Source organism: Moraxella nonliquefaciens (assembly GCF_001679005.1).
Classification (GTDB): Bacteria; Pseudomonadota; Gammaproteobacteria; order Pseudomonadales; family Moraxellaceae; genus Moraxella; species Moraxella nonliquefaciens.
This window is the reverse complement of the sequence record NZ_LXTW01000003.1, coordinates 242,942-261,344: the sequence shown is the minus strand read 5'-3', so window position 1 is coordinate 261,344 and position 18,403 is coordinate 242,942. Positions and strand designations below refer to the sequence as shown.

16 protein-coding genes are annotated in these 18,403 nt (G+C 42.3%); 4 read left to right on the top strand and 12 right to left on the bottom strand.

Translation table 11 applies throughout. The annotated features are described in order from the left end of the window. Positions 1–12: 12 nt before the first annotated feature. From A7456_RS02355 to serS, 4 genes are all read right to left on the bottom strand, one after another. Positions 13–1,236 carry an AAA family ATPase gene (locus tag A7456_RS02355; protein WP_067007171.1) on the bottom strand — a complete coding sequence of 408 codons (1,224 nt, stop codon included), beginning with the start codon at positions 1,234–1,236 and terminating at the stop codon, positions 13–15. 9 nt (positions 1,237–1,245) lie between these two features. Beyond that, positions 1,246–3,249, bottom strand: a complete 2,004-nt coding sequence (gene drmB / locus A7456_RS02350; RefSeq protein ID WP_067007167.1) for a DUF1998 domain-containing protein — start codon at positions 3,247–3,249, stop codon at positions 1,246–1,248. Next, positions 3,246–6,551, bottom strand: a complete 3,306-nt coding sequence (locus tag A7456_RS02345; RefSeq protein ID WP_145916043.1) for a helicase-related protein — start codon at positions 6,549–6,551, stop codon at positions 3,246–3,248. The genes drmB and A7456_RS02345 overlap by 4 nt, the downstream gene beginning before the upstream one ends. 127 nt (positions 6,552–6,678) lie before the next feature. Beyond that, positions 6,679–7,938: a serine--tRNA ligase gene (gene serS / locus A7456_RS02340; RefSeq protein WP_067007164.1), complete on the bottom strand. Its 1,260-nt coding sequence runs from the start codon at positions 7,936–7,938 to the stop codon at positions 6,679–6,681. 137 nt (positions 7,939–8,075) lie between these two features. On the opposite strand from serS, the gene A7456_RS02335 reads away from it, so the two are divergent. Beyond that, entirely contained in the window at positions 8,076–8,753 is a 678-nt protein-coding gene (locus A7456_RS02335; protein ID WP_066893271.1) for a YcxB family protein, read from the top strand. Between the two features lie 165 nt (positions 8,754–8,918). After that, a complete protein-coding gene (locus tag A7456_RS02330; RefSeq protein WP_066885776.1) occupies positions 8,919–9,389 on the top strand; it encodes a Dps family protein in 471 nt (156 codons plus the stop codon). Between the two features lie 83 nt (positions 9,390–9,472). Here the strand turns inward: A7456_RS02330 and folE are convergent, their stop codons facing one another. Continuing rightward, complete coding sequence (gene folE / locus A7456_RS02325) at positions 9,473–10,096, bottom strand: GTP cyclohydrolase I FolE (protein ID WP_082995397.1); 624 nt, start codon at positions 10,094–10,096, stop codon at positions 9,473–9,475. Between the two features lie 261 nt (positions 10,097–10,357). On the opposite strand from folE, the gene A7456_RS02320 reads away from it, so the two are divergent. Both A7456_RS02320 and A7456_RS02315 read left to right on the top strand, forming a co-directional pair. Then, positions 10,358–11,170 (top strand): enoyl-ACP reductase FabI, encoded by an 813-nt coding sequence (locus A7456_RS02320; protein ID WP_066885774.1) that lies wholly within the window; start codon positions 10,358–10,360, stop codon positions 11,168–11,170. A 129-nt stretch (positions 11,171–11,299) separates the two neighbouring features. After that, entirely contained in the window at positions 11,300–12,025 is a 726-nt protein-coding gene (locus A7456_RS02315; RefSeq protein ID WP_066893275.1) for a YoaK family protein, read from the top strand. Between the two features lie 26 nt (positions 12,026–12,051). Here the strand turns inward: A7456_RS02315 and scpB are convergent, their stop codons facing one another. From scpB to A7456_RS02285, 7 genes are all read right to left on the bottom strand, one after another. Beyond that, positions 12,052–12,621 (bottom strand): SMC-Scp complex subunit ScpB, encoded by a 570-nt coding sequence (gene scpB, locus A7456_RS02310; RefSeq protein ID WP_067007395.1) that lies wholly within the window; start codon positions 12,619–12,621, stop codon positions 12,052–12,054. A gap of 62 nt (positions 12,622–12,683) precedes the next feature. After that, entirely contained in the window at positions 12,684–13,595 is a 912-nt protein-coding gene (locus A7456_RS02305; RefSeq protein WP_082995396.1) for a segregation and condensation protein A, read from the bottom strand. Positions 13,596–13,600: 5 nt separating this feature from the next. Beyond that, complete coding sequence (locus tag A7456_RS02300) at positions 13,601–13,990, bottom strand: type II toxin-antitoxin system death-on-curing family toxin (protein ID WP_082995395.1); 390 nt, start codon at positions 13,988–13,990, stop codon at positions 13,601–13,603. Then, positions 13,990–14,163, bottom strand: a complete 174-nt coding sequence (locus tag A7456_RS11320) for a hypothetical protein (RefSeq protein ID WP_156629038.1) — start codon at positions 14,161–14,163, stop codon at positions 13,990–13,992. The genes A7456_RS02300 and A7456_RS11320 overlap by 1 nt, the downstream gene beginning before the upstream one ends. Before the next feature lie 11 nt (positions 14,164–14,174). Beyond that, complete coding sequence (gene trpS / locus A7456_RS02295; RefSeq protein WP_066885768.1) at positions 14,175–15,224, bottom strand: tryptophan--tRNA ligase; 1,050 nt, start codon at positions 15,222–15,224, stop codon at positions 14,175–14,177. Positions 15,225–15,328: 104 nt separating this feature from the next. Beyond that, a complete protein-coding gene (locus tag A7456_RS02290) occupies positions 15,329–16,309 on the bottom strand; it encodes an LpxL/LpxP family acyltransferase (protein WP_066893346.1) in 981 nt (326 codons plus the stop codon). 116 nt (positions 16,310–16,425) lie between these two features. Beyond that, positions 16,426–18,363: an ATP-binding cassette domain-containing protein gene (locus A7456_RS02285; RefSeq protein WP_067007161.1), complete on the bottom strand. Its 1,938-nt coding sequence runs from the start codon at positions 18,361–18,363 to the stop codon at positions 16,426–16,428. Positions 18,364–18,403 lie beyond the last annotated feature (40 nt).

The window sequence follows — 18,403 nt, the reverse complement described above, 5'->3', positions numbered from 1 at the left end:
ATAAAAGTTGCTTTATAGTACTTCTGTTTTTAAAATAACATTACCCAGTTCATTTTTATGGGTTGGCATTAAATCCAAAGCACTTATCCAGTTATTATTGACATGATTTTTTTGAGCACTTGATAGCAAGATAAGTTTTTTCTTCGCTCGTGATGTCATGACATACAGTTTCTTTTTTAAGCCATCAATATCTTCTTTTTTTGTTCGCAAATGATTGATATCGGCTAAAAATACGGTATCAAATTCCAACCCTTTGCATGCTTGATGATTAATGATAACAATACCTCCTTCACCAAAATTAATATTATTTTCATTTTGAGAATTTCTAAAAATAATGTTTATATTACCCTCGCTGTTTCTTTGCTGTAATTCATTAAAATATCTCTGACAAATGGCATTATTTGGAGCAATAATACCGATTAATTCTTTTGGCTTATTTATGGCGGTTAAAAAAATACGATTAATAAGTACACCAAAGTTATTTTCATCATAGTAATATAAAATAGGAGCCTCTTCATTCATCGTTGATGATAGCAAATCAGGTAATACGCTACCGCCTGTATAAAACTGCTGACATAACATGGCAATGGCATGAGTATTTCTATGATTGTCTGTTAAATCAAATACTTCTTCATCTTCATCCAAATTAAGAATACAGCAAATATCTTCTAGGCTACTATTATTTTCTCCAATACGCTGATTTTGATCAGCAACCACAAAAATATTCTTAAACCCAATTAGTAACAAAGATTCATAAAAACCCTTTGCCATGTCCTGCCCTTCGTCAATCACCAAATAATAATTGCTAAAATCAGGTAATGTCTTATCAGGATTATTTTTATACTGCTTGATGTTTAAAATGATATTATCCCAATCATTATCAATATAATTTTCTGTGATATTTATTCTAGGAACTGTTTTATGAAATATTTTTTTATAAATTTGGTTATTAAACCAATCAAGATAAGTAGCAAGATGAATTTGTGTCGTCGCCGTATCATGAGCATCTGCAAGTTGTTGATTTGACTCATTGAGCAATTTGTTGTATACCAAACAATGATACATCTTTTGTTCACGTTGTAGCCTTTTGATACGAAACAATGCCACCACAGATTTACCTGTACCTGGCCCGCCTGCAATCAAATACCGACCTTCATTTGGCAATGCCATGATTTTCTCTTGGTTTTTGGTCAAATCCTCAATATTGGGCAGACCAAATCGTCTGGACTTATCCATAAAATCTCCTTATTTAATAAAATCAAAAATAGACGGTGTGCGTTCATTACCTTTTATCATAACACGGTCTAACAGCACATTGCCACACATACAGCTTGTCTCGGGTAACAATAGGCAACAATGGCACGCCGCCATGTTTAGCAGTGCCGGCCCTTGCCCACCATGACTGCCACACACAGGATCTAGTGAGCACCACCAAACACGCTCAAAGACACGAGTTAATATCTGTATCATACTTTTAGGTTCAGACAACTCAACCAATCCACCAAGTGTGCCATCTACATCTGCAACTGCTGTATAAATCAACACGCCTGCCATGGGATTATCAGGGTTGCTGCTGCTGTAAATTTTCTCTTTTAATGATGCAGCTGGGTAACCTGCCAGATTTTCAAGTTCTTTGATGAATAAGTGTGAAAATGCGTGCAAAAATAAAAATCTGGCATTGACCACCATCTCTTTTTGATTTAGTGTATAAGCATGAATACTGCCCAACAGTCGCTTAGCAAAAACATCTGCTCGTTTTTGGATTCGCTCATCTTGTTGCCACTGCCTAATGATGCGTTCATCAAAACTGATAAAAATCCCTTCACCATAGAGCTCCAAAGCAGGTAACCAATCACTAACACCCATCACATCAGGCGGTATGATTCTATCGTTTTTGTCCTTTTGATGGACAGTACTTGGACTGTGGTTGTCAGATTCTATGCTGTTGGTACTTTTCTTTACACTTGTTTGAATCTCATCTGATGATAAGTCGCCACCACGAGTAAAGCCCTTGAACACCAAAATCTCTTTGAGTTTACTCACCGCCACAACTTTATCAATGAGTCTGTCAAGTCTGATAAATTCATCTTGATTCATGCTTTGCAAGGTATGATGGAACTCATCACTGACATGATGGGTAACAAAATCTTCCTCATCATCAAAATCTTTGTGTGTTGTTAGAGCCTCATACTCCAACTCATGTAATGGCTTTTGTTGAAACTCCCCATCAAAGTTGGGATAACCCTCACGCAACGATTTAATCGCCTCCTCTAAGGATGTGGTATCACAATCAAATTCACCTTTTAGACGATTTTTAAGTGCTCTTTGTTCATCAAAGTCAATATCATCTCTTAAAAGCTCATCTTTCATCTCATGGCAATACAACCTATCAACCAGCGTACCACGAGCAATGCGAGACTCTGGGGGTATGACCAGTGCCTCTTTGGTGATGGGTGTATACACCCGTGTGTCATTAACCTCCATGATGTAGGCTGTGGGCTGTTGTTTTAATGCGTCTTGATGGCTGTCTTGTGCTGTATCTGGTTGCCCATCATCAACTTTAAAACACGCATCATGCAACCAAGGTTGCTCATGACCTTGAAAATATCTTGGTTCACCAAAGCTAAATGTATTTAAAGCCCCACACGTACAAATCACCGTGTTTTCTTTATAGCGACCATTTGCTCTGGCATGCCAGTATAGTTTGTTAGCATGCCAATCGCACTTTTGTTTGCTGTGCTGATGGGCAATGCGATACCAAGGCACATCATACAGATAACCACGGTTGTCCACTTGCACCAGATACACCTGTTCAAGCTCGCCATGGCAATGCAATTCATGACAAAACAAAGAGGGTTTGTCATATACTTTGCCAAATTTGTCAAAACCGTCAAGTTGTCCATCACTGTCTTTTTTATGACTGTTTTGTTGTAATTGCCTGCATTTTGTGCACACAAACCAGCTGGGAAATACCTGAGCAGGAATATAATTGCCACTGCCGTGTTCAAACTCACCTTCATTGTCTATCTTGCCCACAGGCGGACGTCTTAACTTTTGTGTCAAGCCCAAGGATTTTTTGATTTGTTCAACATACAAAATCTCCTGACCAAATGGGCGTCCATCTTTGTGCGTCCAATAACTGATGTCTTTGACCGTAACGCAAAACTGCGATGTACGCACGATAGAACCTACCGCACAATGGCGTAACAGGTGTGACAGTCTGACATTGCTAAACTTTAACCCTCTCATAATATCCCCAGCACCCCTGTATCCTCTACATTACGCATGCTTTGCAAAGTCGCCCAAAGCCCCCTTTCATCTTGCCCATGAACATACATTAAACTTCTGCCCGTGCCGTCCTGAGCCTTGTAGTACAATTTTGGCGAAAAACGTCTGGCAGAGAGCCTCTGAGCATGCCCTTGCCACTCTTGACACAAATCATCAATATGACGCACAATAGCATCTGCTCGGTCAGGGTCTGCCTGACAACAAAATCCTTTATAAATATCAATAATCTCTTTGATGTTTGTATCTTTGGCACGGAATGTATGAGCCTTATCATTGCCAAGCATGGATAAAACACCATGTCGTACCGCAATGATAAGCCCTGCATGCAATGCTCGGCGACGGGCTTGATGTGTATAAGGGGTGATGCTGGTTGGCTCTACATGGCGATAAAAAGACTGATGATAAGGGTAGAAATTTTCATAATGTGATAAACTTCGAGCTTGGTCTTTATAATAATTGGCAAACACAATCCCTGCAACATCGCCACGCCCCACACGACTGCTTGCTTGAATGTACTCAGCGGTTGTGATGGGCTGACCGTTCATAATCATAAGTGCCAAACGAGAAACATCAAGCCCTGTGGCAACCATGTTGGTAGCAAGCACCACACTGACCGACTCAGGGTCGTTTCTGTCTTTGGCAAGCTGTCCAAAAATGCGAGTGTTATCACTGTCGGTGTTATTACTGGTAAGCTGTTTGATGACCGCCGATTGCCGTCCTTGAATGTCTTTTGCTACCACATCATTAAAAAAATTTTCATCAAAACCCAACTCTGCAAGTTTGTCTTTTGCACCCAATCTCATATTATCATCATAACCGAAAAACTCATTGGCATAATCTTGATAATAGGATTTAACGTCTGACAAAAATGCCTGATGGCTATTGCCCACAGCTTTTAGACTGCCATGATACACCACTTGTGTCCACCAAGAATCTACCCAATCAGTGTACTCCTGTTGGCTGTACCCAAACTGAACAAAAGGAGCAATCATCAGCAAAGATGCCAAAGGTGTCAATGCTTTGCGACGGCTAAGTATTGGGGCAAAATAACCCACATACAGTCTGCCTGCTCGTACATCAAGTGGTACTTCTTTGGCAAAAAACGCATCATCAGCAGACAAACCTTGCGGGGGAAAAATCGCCAAATCTTTGGCAAACAGTCGCTGTACTTGGTTTTTGGCTTCTTTGATGGTGGCGGTTGATGCCACATATTTAGGACGTACCCCTTTGGCACTAATGACCGTCTGTAAGGCAGATTCGTACATTCCTGCGACCGAACCCAACGCATTGGCAATCAAATGCAACTCATCTTGAATGATAAGCTCAGGCGGACGATTTGAGCCACAACCAAAAAAGGCAGATGAACTCTCATGCCATGCAAACATCGCACATTTATCTATGGTAGCAAGCAGAACAGTTGGCGGGGTCTGATATAGCATCTCATCAACGATTTGACAAGGTAACTTTGTATCATGCTTGCCATAATCACATGCTTTATTATGACAAGTGATATAAAAACTGCTCCCATCTGTGTGAAAATTTTGATGGTCAAAGGTTGTATGACACCATGGGCATTGGGTAATGATGAGTGAACTGTACTCATTTTTTTGCCTGGCTTTTTGTAGTCGCTCTTGGGCATCTTTTAAGGTATTTGGACTTGATGACTGCCCCACCCAAAGTCCGATACTGATTGACTCTTGCCCAAACATGGCATCGCCTTTACGGATAAGTTCCAAGGCACAGATTAGGCGAGTGGCTCGCAAAAACTGCTGAACGGTGAGTAACTTTAAGGTATAACGCATGAGTACCGTCGTGCCAGCTCCTGAATCTGGATATTTTAGGCGTCTGTATAAAATCTGATAAGCCGTCAATCCAAGATACGCTTCGGTCTTGCCACCTCCTGTTGGAAACCAAATCAAATCAACGACATCACGAAAATCATCGCATTCAAGCGTGGTAGATTTTAACGCAGTCAAGATAAACGCCAACTGAAAGGCACGCCAACTTTTCGTTGAGTGAGTCATTTGCATGTCCATGGCACGATTGGCATAAGCAAAAGCAGTGGCAACCATCTCATCAGATTCAATCAGTTCAATCCCTGCATACATACGTTCACATGCTGTGGTCATGGCGGACACCAAACGCTCGCCTGCCGATTTATTTTGGGCGTCAATGCCTTTGAGTTCATGAATCTGAGTATTTATCCATTGGCGATAACACCCCACAAATTCTTTTAACTCTTGGCATACCATTTGGGTGTTGGTGTGCGTCTTTTGTAAAAACGCCATAGACAGTACATTTTTTATTGACTCATCATTTATGTCGGCGGTAACCTGTGGCACTTCCTGAATGGGCATAAAATCCGACATAATCTCATGTACTTGCCCATTTTTTAGCATCCAATGAGCTGCCGCCCCATGTCCGACTGCATAGACTTTTTTGTGGCGGTATTGTAACTGTATTTCTTGTTCACTTTGACTAAGCAGGGCATGATCCACATCAGGATAATCACCTACCACGCCCAAATCTATCACACAAGAGAGTTTTACATCAAATAGCGTTTTTAGGGTCTGCTCTTTTCTATGGTAACTCTTAGTCTCGGTGTTTTGTTTTTTATCATCAGACTCATCATCTCCCAACTGCTGGGTATTGACAAGACTTACTGTAACGATTGTGCCATGAGCGTGCGGTGTTGTGCGGATATTAATACACCCCAAACATCTTTGTCTGTTGTTATCATGTGTGGTAAAAATATGGTGATTTTTTTGAGCATCATCATGACGGATAACAATGCTGTCCATGGATAATGACAAACAATCTAATTGGTACGTATTTTTAACATAACGACCTTGTTCATCACGATTTTGACCACCAGTTTCATTATCAACGTCAACAAAACGCTTGGCAGATGCCATGACTTGAATTTGCCAAACCTTATCTGCCACAAAAAATGAAAAACCCACTGATGATGGTGGTACGTAGCGAAGTTGCTTAACCGATTCGGCGGTCTGGTTTTTATATTCTTGGGTAAATATGACATCTGTTGCCGTCTCATCAGTTGCATCAGTTGCATCATAAGCTGGGTCAATGCCCATTCTTGCTCCAATAGGAAACAGCACACCTATTACATATCTGTCAGATGGTAATCCCACATACTTTTGTGATTGTTTAAGATTAGCACCTGATAACTCTGCCTTTACCCACTCCACCATGCGACGGCGTCGTTGTGCCATCAAATCTTTGGCATCTGTCACCTCATTCATAAAAAATCTCTTTTGCTCATAACTGTTTTATTTTAAGATGTTTTATTTTAAGATAGGTGCTTAGCAAATACAAGAAGCATCATCACCAAAAAACCGCTTGGCTTTAAGACCAAACGGCTTTAACACGTCATCTAAGCACTTGCATGCCGTCCATATAAGGCTGTAATGCCTTAGGAATATTGACCGTGCCATCAGCATTTTGATGATTTTCTAAGATGGCAAGTAAAGTACGTCCCACCGCAAGCCCTGAGCCGTTTAGGGTATGAACAAGCTCTGTTTGTTTACCGTCTTTGACCCTCGCTCCCATACGCCGTGCCTGAAAATCGCCACAGTTAGAACAGCTACTAATCTCACGGTAAGCATCCTGAGATGGCAACCACACCTCAATATCATAAGTCTTAACCGCCCCAAAACCCATGTCTCCTGTGCATAACATGACGACACGATAGGGAAGCTCCAACGCTTGCAAAATACTCTCAGCTTGTGCCGTCATCTCTTCTAGGGCTTGCATGGACGTATCAGCACGCACAATTTGTACCATTTCTACCTTTTCAAATTGGTGCTGACGGATAAGCCCACGAGTATCTCGCCCTGCTGACCCAGCCTCACTTCTAAAACAAGGCGTATGAGCGGTAAGCTTCATCGGTAAATCGTTTGGGGAGAGTATGGTATCACGCACAGTGTTGGTAAGTGGCACCTCGCTTGTGGGTATCATATAATAACCATCTGACACCTTAAACAAGTCCTCTTCAAATTTGGGTAATTGTCCTGTTCCCTTTAAGCTGTCGGCATTTACCATATAAGGCACGTACATCTCGGTATAGCCTTTGGCGATATGGGTGTCTAGCATAAACCCAATCAATGCTCGGTTTAGTCTGGCAAGTCCGCCCTTTAATGTGCTAAATCTTGCCCCTGTCAATTTGCTTGCCAGTGCAAAATCAAGCTGTCCTAAGCCCTCGCCAATGTCGGTATGGTCTTTAACCTCAAAATCAAAGACCCGTGGCGTACCCCATTTGCGTACTTCCACGTTGTCGCTCTCGTCTGCCCCCACAGGCACGCTGTCATCGGGTAGGTTCGGTATGGCAAGGCTTGCGTTTGTGATGACTGCCTGCAACTCCCTAAGCTTATTTTCAGCGGCTTTCATCTCATCGCTTAGCTTTTGCATTTGGGCAAGCAGCTCATCAGCATTGCCACCACTGCGTTTTAATTCGCCAATCTTTTTTGCTCCTGCATTTTTTTGGGATTGTAGCTCTTCGGTATAAACTTGCAGCTCTTTACGCTTGTTTTCTACGTCCGTCCAAAATGCCACATCAAGTTCATAACCACGAGTTGCCAGTTTGTCTTTTAGGGCAACCAAATCGGTGCGTAATAATTTTGGGTCTAGCATGATTTACCTTTTACCAACTTTACTAAATTTTGCCCATCATATCAAATTTACCACAAAATTTCACTTGTTTTTGTTTTTTGGGTTTATTTTTTGGCAAGTTTTGGGTAATATAGGCATTTTACTGAGAATTAACCGCCATGAGTCAAGCCAAAATAAAAGCCAAAAAACAACAAGCACTCTATCCCTACACCTTACAACCTATCGCACTGAACATGACGGATGCTGAATTTAAGTCGGCACAGCTTGCTTTATTTGAAAAAACCGCCCAATCGGTCGGCTTTAAATCCATTGGCACCAAAGAGTGGATTATTTTGGGTGTGCTGGTCGTGCTTGCCATTTTGGGGCTTGTGTTTGTCAGTGGCTACTCCACGATTATTTTTTGGGTCATGCTCTTTGGCGTTGGTATCTACCTTGCTCTACGGACACTTGGACTACAATGGTACATGAAAAAAGAGTTTGAAAAGCAAGTTGCCAATAGTGCTCTGCCAGATGAGATGAACGGATTAAAACTTGGCGTGCAAAATCATGGACTTATCATGTCCATCCCCACCAAAAATGCCCCCACTGCCCAAATGCGTGGCATGAACCTACGCCATGCCCCCACACAACAACAGGGAGTCATTCCATGGTCAGCGGTCAACCAATGGGATGAGACTGATGGCTTTATCTTTATCATGTTTGAATTAAATGGGCAAAGGGGCAGTCAAATCCTGCCCAAACGCCTAAGCGAGCAACATTTTCCCATAAATACCGTCATCAAACACTTACAAGAAGTTACACCAAAGGGCTTGAAAACCGATAACATCACAATATAATAATATAAAACCACAAAATCCACAAATATAGTAAGTATTTATTGAATAAATTTATGCCAGTCATCAAAATCATTAATTTTACTTATCACAAAATGATGATATGATGATATTATCAATCAATAACAACTGATTGCAATAGTAAACCAACCAAACGGAGAAAGTATCATGAGTACCAATCAAATCGGTCTTGAAAAAGCAGAACTAACCCCCGCCATCAAAGCCCTAAATGCCCTATTGTCAAGCTACCATCTATTTTATATCAACGTACGTGGCTATCATTGGAATGTCAAAGGCGAACATTTTTTTACCTTACACCCAAAATTTGAAGAGCTCTACACCGAGCTACAATTACAAATTGACGAAATCGCTGAACGTATTCTAACCCTAGGTGGTACACCGCTACACGCTTATAGTGATTTTGCCGAGCGTTCTGGCATCAAAGAAGACAAAGGCGTGTTTGATGGTCGTGCTTGTGTTTTGGGCGTGGTTAAGGGACTACAAACCCTCATTGAAGAGCAACGTGCCGTTATTGAGATTGCCGAATCAGCATCTGACCAAGGTACTGCTGATATCGTAACAGGCTACATTCAAGCCCAAGAAAAAGAAATTTGGATGTATAATGCTTTCTTAGGCTAATCCAAAATCATTTTAAATCAAAATGCAACAAAGACCCCAAAAAGGGGTCTTTGTTGTTTCGGTCTAAAATACCATGAATGTCATCAACCAAATGCAGGCACACGCTTAGGAATGGTGCTCAAAAACTCCATGCGAGCCTGACTGTCCGTCTCATACACCCCAAGCATACACGTGGTGCGAGTGGTAGACTGCTGTTTGCCCACACCACGCATCATCATGCACATGTGGCTTGCATCCATGACAACTGCCACGCCACGACAGTCAGTCAACTCATGAATGGCTTGGGCGATTTGCTTGGTAAGATTTTCTTGGATTTGTAGACGCTTGGCATACATATCAACAATACGAGCCAATTTGGATAAACCCAATACTTTGCCATCTGGCAGATAGCCGATATGTGCCACACCAAAAAAAGGTAAAATATGATGTTCGCACAGCGAATAAAATTCAATGTTTTGCACCAGCACCAAATCAGGATTATCACTGGCAAAGATGGCACCGTTGGCAACTGTGTGCAGGTCTTGATGATAACCTGCTGTCAAGTCGCCAAAGGCTTTGGCGGCACGCATGGGCGTATCAAGCAGTCCTTCACGGTGCAGGTTCTCGCCACTGGCTAGGATGATGTTGGCGTAATGTTGGGCGGTGTCTTTTGCATTAAAAGAAAAAGTGGGGTTGGCGGGGCTGTCGCAATCGCAATGTTGGCACATAGTGTTATCAAAATAAAAATAAACGTAATATTATAGCGAAAAAGACAAGGTTTGCCAAATGATTTATGTGTGATTTGTCATGTTCATGGATTTGCTCTTATGGCACTGTTTCATTTCATCAATGATGCCATAAAAGTAAAGTAAATGGTCATTTGGTATTAAAGTTTACAATCGTTTCTAAATTTTCCCCAATTAATAAAATCTGTGGTATAATGCCAACACTTTTAACATAAATATTTAATCAAATCAATGGAGCAACCGATGTTATTAAAAGGTCAAAGATTTGTGGTAACAGGCATCGCCAGTAAGCTGTCTATTGCATGGGCGATTGCCGAATGCTTGCACCGTGAAGGGGCAGAGCTGATTTTAACCTACCCCAATGATAAAATCAAAAAACGGGTGGACATGGCTGCCCAAACTTTTGGGGCAGTGGCGGTATTGCCTTGCGATGTCAGTTCGGACGATGAGATTGGCAAATGTTTTGATGAAGTGGCTGGCATTTGGGGCGACGGTGTGGATGGTGTGGTACATGCCATTGGCTTTGCTCCTGCCGAACAGCTAAACGGCGACTTTACAGAGGCAACAACTCGTGAGGGTTTTGCCATCGCTCATGATGTGTCCAGTTATAGTTTTGTGGCACTTGCCAAAGCCAGTCGTGAACTGCTTGCCAAACGTCAAGGTTCACTATTAACCTTAACTTATGAAGGCAGTATCTCTGTATTGCCAAATTACAACGTCATGGGACTTGCCAAAGCCAGTTTAGAATCATCAGTGCGTTATTTGGCAAGTTCGCTTGGTAAAGATGGCATTCGTGTCAATGCCATCAGTGCAGGACCCATTCGCACACTTGCCGCCAGTGGCATCGGGTCATTTCGCAAAATGTTGGACATAACTCAAAAGGTCAGCCCCCTACAACGTAATATCAATCAAATGGAGGTAGGAAATGCTGCCTTGTTTTTGCTATCGCCTTGGGCAAGTGGCATTACAGGTGAGATTTTGTTTGTGGATGCAGGCTTTAACACCGTAGGACTAAGCAGTGAGCTTATGGAGTTGGTAACGGACAGTACTGATTAGGATATGATTGCTTTGTAAAACCTTGTAACATTTTAACAGCACACAATCAATCACACCTTGTTTTGTGTGCTTTTATTTTTGTTCAAAGTTTTGTAAACTAGCTGATTTGTTATTACTCATTCATCAGTCATGCAAAACCAACTTCCCACCTGGGTACTGTGTGGGGCGGTGGTGCTGGCATTTAGTGCTGGCATTTTAAACACAACCGCACTCATGGGCTTTACTCACGTTTCAGCATCGCACGTTACAGGCAACATCAGCTTGTTGGCGGTTACATCCTTTCATCATGACTGGCAAAACCTGTGGTTATTGCTTATATCGGTGGCTTCATTTTGGCTGGGCTCGGTGCTAAGCGGTATGATTATCGGTGGCAGTGAATTGCACATCAAACGCCATTATGGTTATGCCATGCACCTAGAATTTGTCCTATTGTGTGGCAGTTTATGGCTGTATTTATCGGGCAACAACTATGGACAAATGCTGATTGCCATGGCGTGTGGACTACAAAACTCCATGGTGGCAACTTATCATGGGGCAGTGCTACGCACCACGCATCTAACAGGGCTAACCTCTGATTTGGGGGCGACTGTGGGGCATTGGCTTGTGGGGCGAAAGGTAAGCCTTGCCAAAGTGGCACTACAAAGTGCATTATGGTGGGGGTTTTTTGGTGGTGGCTTTGTGGCGGTGTGGCTTTATGCCAAATACGGTTATTGGTCAATGTTATTGCCCATCACCGTCATTTTTGTCTCAGCAATCAGTTACTCTCATATGGAAAAATGGTTTCACCATTCTAAACGTATGATTAAATTTGTAATAATCAAACGCAAAAGAAAAAATAGGATAAAGGGCATTTAGAGTGTGTCTGATTTTGCCTATGTGTGCTATTTATCCACTTTAAAACTTTGCAAATCAGGCAACTCGGGCAATTCTTTTAAATCACTCAAACCAAAGGCATCCAAAAACACCTTGGTGGTATGCAATAACGCAGGTCGCCCCAATGTCTCTTTATGCCCCTTTTCTATTATCCAGCCCTTATCAAACAGTTGGCGTAAGATGTGGCTAGACACACTCACACCACGAACATGCTCAATGTCTAAGCGTGTAACAGGCTGTTTATAGGCGATAACACTTAGGGTCTCTAATAAGGCTTGGCTTAGGGTTTCTTGACGTTCAGGGAATGCCTGATGAATGATGTGGCTGTATGAGTCCTTAATTTGCAAGCGATAGCCACTGGCGGTTTTGGCAAGAGTTAACACGCCATGCGACAGACGCTCTTGTAAAACAGCAAGTGCCACGTCAAATTCATTTTGACTTACCATCAAATGCTTTTTTAAATCCTCTGCCGTCAATGGCGACTCACTGGCATGTAATAGTACTTCAATGTAGCGACTTAACGCTGTGGCAGTAGCATGAATCTGCTTGATATCATGGGCGGTGTCGCCCTTTGGCATGATTGTGGATGAGGGTTGGTTGTGTTGCATAAAGCTGCCTAATAACTCATAATAATTGATAACTAATGAAGCCAATATAAAGTCTGCTCGGACAAGTCAAAGCCTGTGTTGTTGATGTTAAATAACGGGTCTTTTTGTTTGCTCTTTTGAAAGATGGGAGCATCCATGACCTCAAGCTGAAAACTTTGGATAATGTCCGTGTTTGTCTCGCTGTTTAGCAGGGCATCATCACCGCAAGCAAAGCCAATCAGACCTCGTTTTAGCAGTTCTAGCACCGCCACAAAACTCACAACCACACCCACACGCCCCTGAGTTTTATCCAGCAACTGAACAAATGTACCAGAGCCTTGTTGGCTTAACATTAGGCTGATTTTGGCAATACGTTCAGGCAATGGCACAGGGTCGGTCTTGATGTGGTGCATTTGATAATCAGGCTTGATTTGCATATTAATCAAGCTGTTGATGAGTATTTGGGGCGAGTAATTTGGTAACTTAGCTCTCATGGCTTCACGAGTAGGCAGGCTTACAAATGCCAAAAATACATCACGTTCTAGGCGGATTAGGTTATCTAATCGGCGACTGGCTTCTTTGATTTGGGCGTACTCTTCTAGCCGTCTGATGAGCCGTGCTTTGGGGCTTAGTTCTTCTTCTGTAATTTTGGGCTTAGGCAACAGAAGTTCGCTTTTTATGGTGATAAGCGTACTTGCCATAAGCAAATAATCACCTGCCAACTCAAAATAAGTGTCATCAAGTTCTTTGATGTAGGTCAGATACTGCTCGGTAATCGGTAAAATGGCAGTTTGGGTCAAATCAAAATTGTTCTTTTTGACCAAATACAGCAAAAAATCAAGCGGCCCTGCAAATTGTTCAAGCCATATCGCAAATGCTTGGGGCGGAATATATAAATCATCAGGCAAGGATGAAACAGGCGTATCAAAAATACGGATGTAGGCATCGGATTGGGGTGTATTCATTAATTTTAATTTTCTTTAATTAAATGGCGGATATAATAAGACAGTTTTTTTGCTAAAATATCATGCGGTAATTGACTTTTCACAATGCTTACCATAACGTCATCTAAACCAGAATTTTCTACCAATGTAATGCCTTGAATGTCTAAAAAAGTAAGCATAGTAGATAAAGCCGCGCGTTTATTACCGTCTGTAAATCCACGTCCTTTGGCAATGGCAACGGCATACCAGCAAGCAAGTTCAAAAACATCATTGATATTATTATAAAATACTTGCTGTTCTACTCGTGCCAATGAACCTGCCAAACGTCCAATATCCACACCATTTACACCGCCTGATATATCAATGACGTTATCATGAATTTCCACAATCAATTCAAGGCTAATGATTGGTATCATCATTTATCCTTTAACGCTTCTATTTCTTTTTTGTGCTGTTTAATAACTCGTCTGGCAGAATTTTTAATCAATCTATGTACCGCAGGATTTTGACTGTCCAAATCCATAGGGATAATTGGCTCAATTTGCTGTTTTTGAATGTCAGATTTTAAAAATTCTTCAAAAGAAATCATTACAATCTTCCTTATTTCAACTTCGCAAGCGGTCTAATCCCAATCGCTCGCTTGGTTTTATCCAGCTGTTTTTGGGCGACACGGCGAGCCTTGACTGCTCCCATTTGCAAAATCTCTTCAAGCTCCTTAGGATTTGCCATAAGATGGGCGTATTTTTCACGCATGGGAGCAATCTCAGCGTCAATCTTATTAAATAAAATCTCTTTGGCCTCCCCCCAACCGATACCACGTCTATAATGGTTGGCAAGGGCATTTATCTCATCAGATGTTGCAAAGGCTTTATAAATCTCAAAAATATGACATTCATCAGGATTTTTGGGCTCTTCTGGGGTTTGTGAGTTGGTTACGATTTGTCCGATGGCTTTTTTTAACGCCTTTTGTGGGTCAATGGTTGGATTGCCATCGCCAAATAATGGAATGGTATTGCCATAGGATTTGCTCATTTTGCGACCGTCAAGCCCTGTCAGTAGGGGCGTGTTTTCATCCGTTACCGCCATCGGAAGCGTGAACAGCTCTTTGTATTTAAAATTAAACGTCCCTGCGATGTCTCGTGCCATCTCAATGTGCTGAATTTGGTCTTTGCCCACAGGCACATGCGTGGCGTTAAACATCAAAATGTCCGCACTCATGAGCACAGGATAGCCAAACAATCCCATGCTGATGCCAAAATCAGGGTCGGTGTCTTCTTTGGCAAGGTTGATATCCACGCTTGCCTTATAAGCATGGGCTCGGTTCATCAGACCCTTAGCACAAGAGCAATTTAAAATCCACGCAAGCTCAGGGATTTCAGGAATGTCCGACTGGCGATAAAAGGTTACTTTGTTGGGGTCAAGACCACAGGCAATCCAAGTGGCGGCGATGGCACGGGTGGAGCGATGAATCTCATCGGGGTCAAAACATTTGATGATGCCATGATAATCCGCCAAAAAGAAAAAAGCGTCATCGTCTAAGTTTTGTACCGCTTGAATGGCAGGACGAATCGCTCCAACATAGTTGCCCAAATGGGGAATGCCTGTGGTGGTAATGCCTGTTAAAATGCGTTTGGTGCTTTGTTCGGTCATGATATTCTCTTAATGCCAATGTTAAATGGGGCATGTCTGTTGTCTTTGCCGTGAAAAATAAAAATAAATGATAAATTATAGCAAATTTTGTTTAAGATGTTAATTTACTCATAATAATTCGTGCCATCCACCTGCGTTTTAAAGCGTCGATGAAACCACATCCATTGGGTAATGTCTTTTTTAATGCTACTCTCCATCATATCATTGATACGCTGTGCGTCCGCCATCTCATCATCACTTGGGTAGTTGTCAATGATAGGCGATAGGCTAATATGATAATGTGGGCGTTTGCCTTTGGGGATATTATCAGGGGTCTGACGAATCATGTCAAAAACAATAAAAACGGGCGGATTTTTTTTATTCATGCCCACAAATCGTCTTTGGGCGGTAATGGTGGCAGATGGCACACCAAAAAATCTCGCCATCACACCATGTTCTAACCCAAAATCTTGGTCAGGGCTATACCAAATAACCCTACCATCTTTGATTCTGGTGATGAGTTTTTTCATATCACGGCTGTTAATTTGTTCATCAAAAATACGACGGCGAGCATTATACACAAACCACTCCAAAAGTGCATTGTTTTGTTTGCGATACATACAATCAGCCCCAAAAAACTGCGTACATAAACGCCCACCCAAATCCAATGTTGTAAAATGCCCGCCCAATAATATCACGGCTTTATTTTCTTTTTGAGCATTGATTAAATGCTGTAAACCTGAGATGCTAAATGTGCGTTTAAAGACATTAGGGCGAAACCATGCGTTTAGTGTCTCAAAAATACCAATGCCTTGATTAACAAAAACTTGTTTGGCAATGCGTATTTTTTCATCATCGCTCTTTTGGGCAAAGGCAAGGGTTAGATTGGTCAGCGTGTCTTTGACCCGTGTTTTTATTAAGAGATATGCCATCTCTCCGAGTTTTCTGCCAAGCCAAAACTGAACACGCAAGGGCAGATAAATCAGTGGTAAAAATATCATCAAGACAAGCCATATTCCCCAGTATTTTGGCAATAAAAATTCCCATTGGAATACAGCTTTGTCCGCCATGCTTGTTTGTTTGTGCGTGGCGGATAAATCAGGCATTTTTTTTATGTCTATTTGTGAACCATTTGGCAGTGGGGCGTGGCTTTGTTTATCACTTTGGCGAACGTCTCCACAGCATTTTTTATCATTCATGATGTCTGCCTGTGTTTGTATTTTTATTTTGCCAAATTCTCAAGCTCATCCCAACGCACAAGTTTATCCATCAACAATTCATCAATCTTAGCAAGTCGCTCGCTGTATTTGGTCGCCAACGCCAAATCAGCAACAAAGAGCGAACCATCCGCCAGTTTTTCACTTAGTTCATGTTGTTCAGTTTCAAGGCTGGCAATCTCATTTGGCAAGCCATCAAGCTCACGTTGCTCTTTATAGGACAATTTGCGTTTTTGCTCTGTTTTGGGTGGCGTGATTTTTGGTTTTTGGGTCTTTTGCACGTTATCCGCTTTATCCGCTTTGGGTTTGTGTGATTCTTTACGTGCTTTTTGGGTCAGATAATCTTGATAACCCCCCACGTATTCACAAATGACACCACAACCATCCTTGTCCTTATCAAATACCCACGTCTGTGTTACCACGTTATCCATAAAAGCACGGTCATGGCTGATGAGTAAAACCGTGCCATCAAACCCTGCAACAAATTCCTCCAAAAGCTCTAAGGTTGCCATATCAAGGTCATTGGTTGGCTCATCTAGCACAAGTACATTGGCAGGTTTTAGCAGGTTTTTGGCAAGCAGCACACGAGCCTTTTCACCCCCTGACAAGGCTTTGACAGGCGTTCTGGCACGGTTTGGGGTGAATAAAAAGTCCTGCAAATACCCTAAAATGTGTGTGCGTTTTCCACTCACATCCACATAGTCCGAGCCCTCAGAGACATTTTGGGCAACCGATTTTTCACCGTCCAACTGGTCTTTTAGCTGGTCAAAAAAGGCGATATTAAGATTGGTGCCAAGTCTGAGCGTACCTCCCACTTTGGCAGAATCATCAAGCCCAAGCACAGTACGAATTAGGGTAGTTTTGCCCACGCCATTGCTGCCGATGATACCCACTTTATCGCCACGCATGAGCAGGGTTGAGAAATTTTTGACCAGCGTTTTGCCATCATATTGCAAGGTTAGGTTTTTGACCTCACAGACGATTTTTCCTGATTTTTCGGTGGTGTTTTGTGTGATGGCAATGTTACCAACCACATCACGGCGTTGCTTTCGCTCTTCACGAAGTGCCTTTAATGCACGCACACGCCCCTCATTGCGGGTGCGTCTTGCTTTGATGCCTTGACGAATCCACACCTCTTCTTGGGCGAGTTTTTTGTCAAATTCTTCAAAGGATTTGGCTTCACAGGCAAGCTCTAACTCTTTTAATTCTTGATAGCGAGCATAGCCCTTGACGCCTTGTGTTACGTCATAAGTGGAGAGTTTGCCCCTATCTAATTCCACAATACGCGTGGCAAGATTGTCCACAAATTTACGGTCATGGGTGATGAACAGCACGGTCAGATTTTGCCCCAATAGGTAGCTCTCTAACCAATCAATACTCTCTACATCCAAATGGTTGGTCGGTTCATCAAGCAACAACACATCAGGTCTAACAACAAGCGTACGAGCAAGCAAAACCCGTCGTTTGCGTCCACCTGAGAGCTTGGCAAGTTTATCATCAGGATTTAGCCCCATGTTGTCAAGCAAGGTGCGAGCATGACGTTCTAACTGCCAACCATGCAACGCATCAATCTCATGTTGTACCTCTGTCATACGCTCACACGCCATCATGTCGCCTTGGGTGCATTTATCTGATAAGTGGCGGTATTGACCCAACAGCCCTGCCACGTGTTCATCGCCATTTATGACCACATCAAGCAAAGTACCATCATCGTCTGGCACATCTTGGGCAAGCATGGCAATCTTTATACCGTCTGCGATAATAATCTCACCGTCATCAGGGGCTTGTGTACCATCAATGAGCTTTAACAGCGTAGATTTACCCTCGCCATTTCTGCCAATTAAACACACCCGCTCGCCTGCATCCAGACTAAAATTTACATGGTCTAATACAGGAGCAACACCAAAGGCAAGAGATATATTTTTTAGATGAATGAGTGCCATAACTTGTTTTCAATATCGGTTTTCAATGATAAAATGGAGC

Coding starts and splice junctions, on each gene's coding strand:
- A7456_RS02290 (WP_066893346.1), bottom strand. CDS start 16,309: ATGCCTGATTTATCCGCCACGCACAAACAAACAAGCATGGCGGACAAA.
- A7456_RS02320 (WP_066885774.1), top strand. CDS start 10,358: ATGTTATTAAAAGGTCAAAGATTTGTGGTAACAGGCATCGCCAGTAAG.
- A7456_RS11320 (WP_156629038.1), bottom strand. CDS start 14,163: ATGATTTCTTTTGAAGAATTTTTAAAATCTGACATTCAAAAACAGCAA.
- A7456_RS02330 (WP_066885776.1), top strand. CDS start 8,919: ATGAGTACCAATCAAATCGGTCTTGAAAAAGCAGAACTAACCCCCGCC.
- serS (WP_067007164.1), bottom strand. CDS start 7,938: ATGCTAGACCCAAAATTATTACGCACCGATTTGGTTGCCCTAAAAGAC.
- A7456_RS02285 (WP_067007161.1), bottom strand. CDS start 18,363: ATGGCACTCATTCATCTAAAAAATATATCTCTTGCCTTTGGTGTTGCT.
- A7456_RS02305 (WP_082995396.1), bottom strand. CDS start 13,595: ATGAATACACCCCAATCCGATGCCTACATCCGTATTTTTGATACGCCT.
- A7456_RS02315 (WP_066893275.1), top strand. CDS start 11,300: ATGCAAAACCAACTTCCCACCTGGGTACTGTGTGGGGCGGTGGTGCTG.
- folE (WP_082995397.1), bottom strand. CDS start 10,096: ATGTGCCAACATTGCGATTGCGACAGCCCCGCCAACCCCACTTTTTCT.
- A7456_RS02300 (WP_082995395.1), bottom strand. CDS start 13,990: ATGATACCAATCATTAGCCTTGAATTGATTGTGGAAATTCATGATAAC.
- trpS (WP_066885768.1), bottom strand. CDS start 15,224: ATGACCGAACAAAGCACCAAACGCATTTTAACAGGCATTACCACCACA.
- drmB (WP_067007167.1), bottom strand. CDS start 3,249: ATGAGAGGGTTAAAGTTTAGCAATGTCAGACTGTCACACCTGTTACGC.
- A7456_RS02355 (WP_067007171.1), bottom strand. CDS start 1,236: ATGGATAAGTCCAGACGATTTGGTCTGCCCAATATTGAGGATTTGACC.
- A7456_RS02335 (WP_066893271.1), top strand. CDS start 8,076: ATGAGTCAAGCCAAAATAAAAGCCAAAAAACAACAAGCACTCTATCCC.
- A7456_RS02345 (WP_145916043.1), bottom strand. CDS start 6,551: ATGAATGAGGTGACAGATGCCAAAGATTTGATGGCACAACGACGCCGT.
- scpB (WP_067007395.1), bottom strand. CDS start 12,621: ATGCCAAAGGGCGACACCGCCCATGATATCAAGCAGATTCATGCTACT.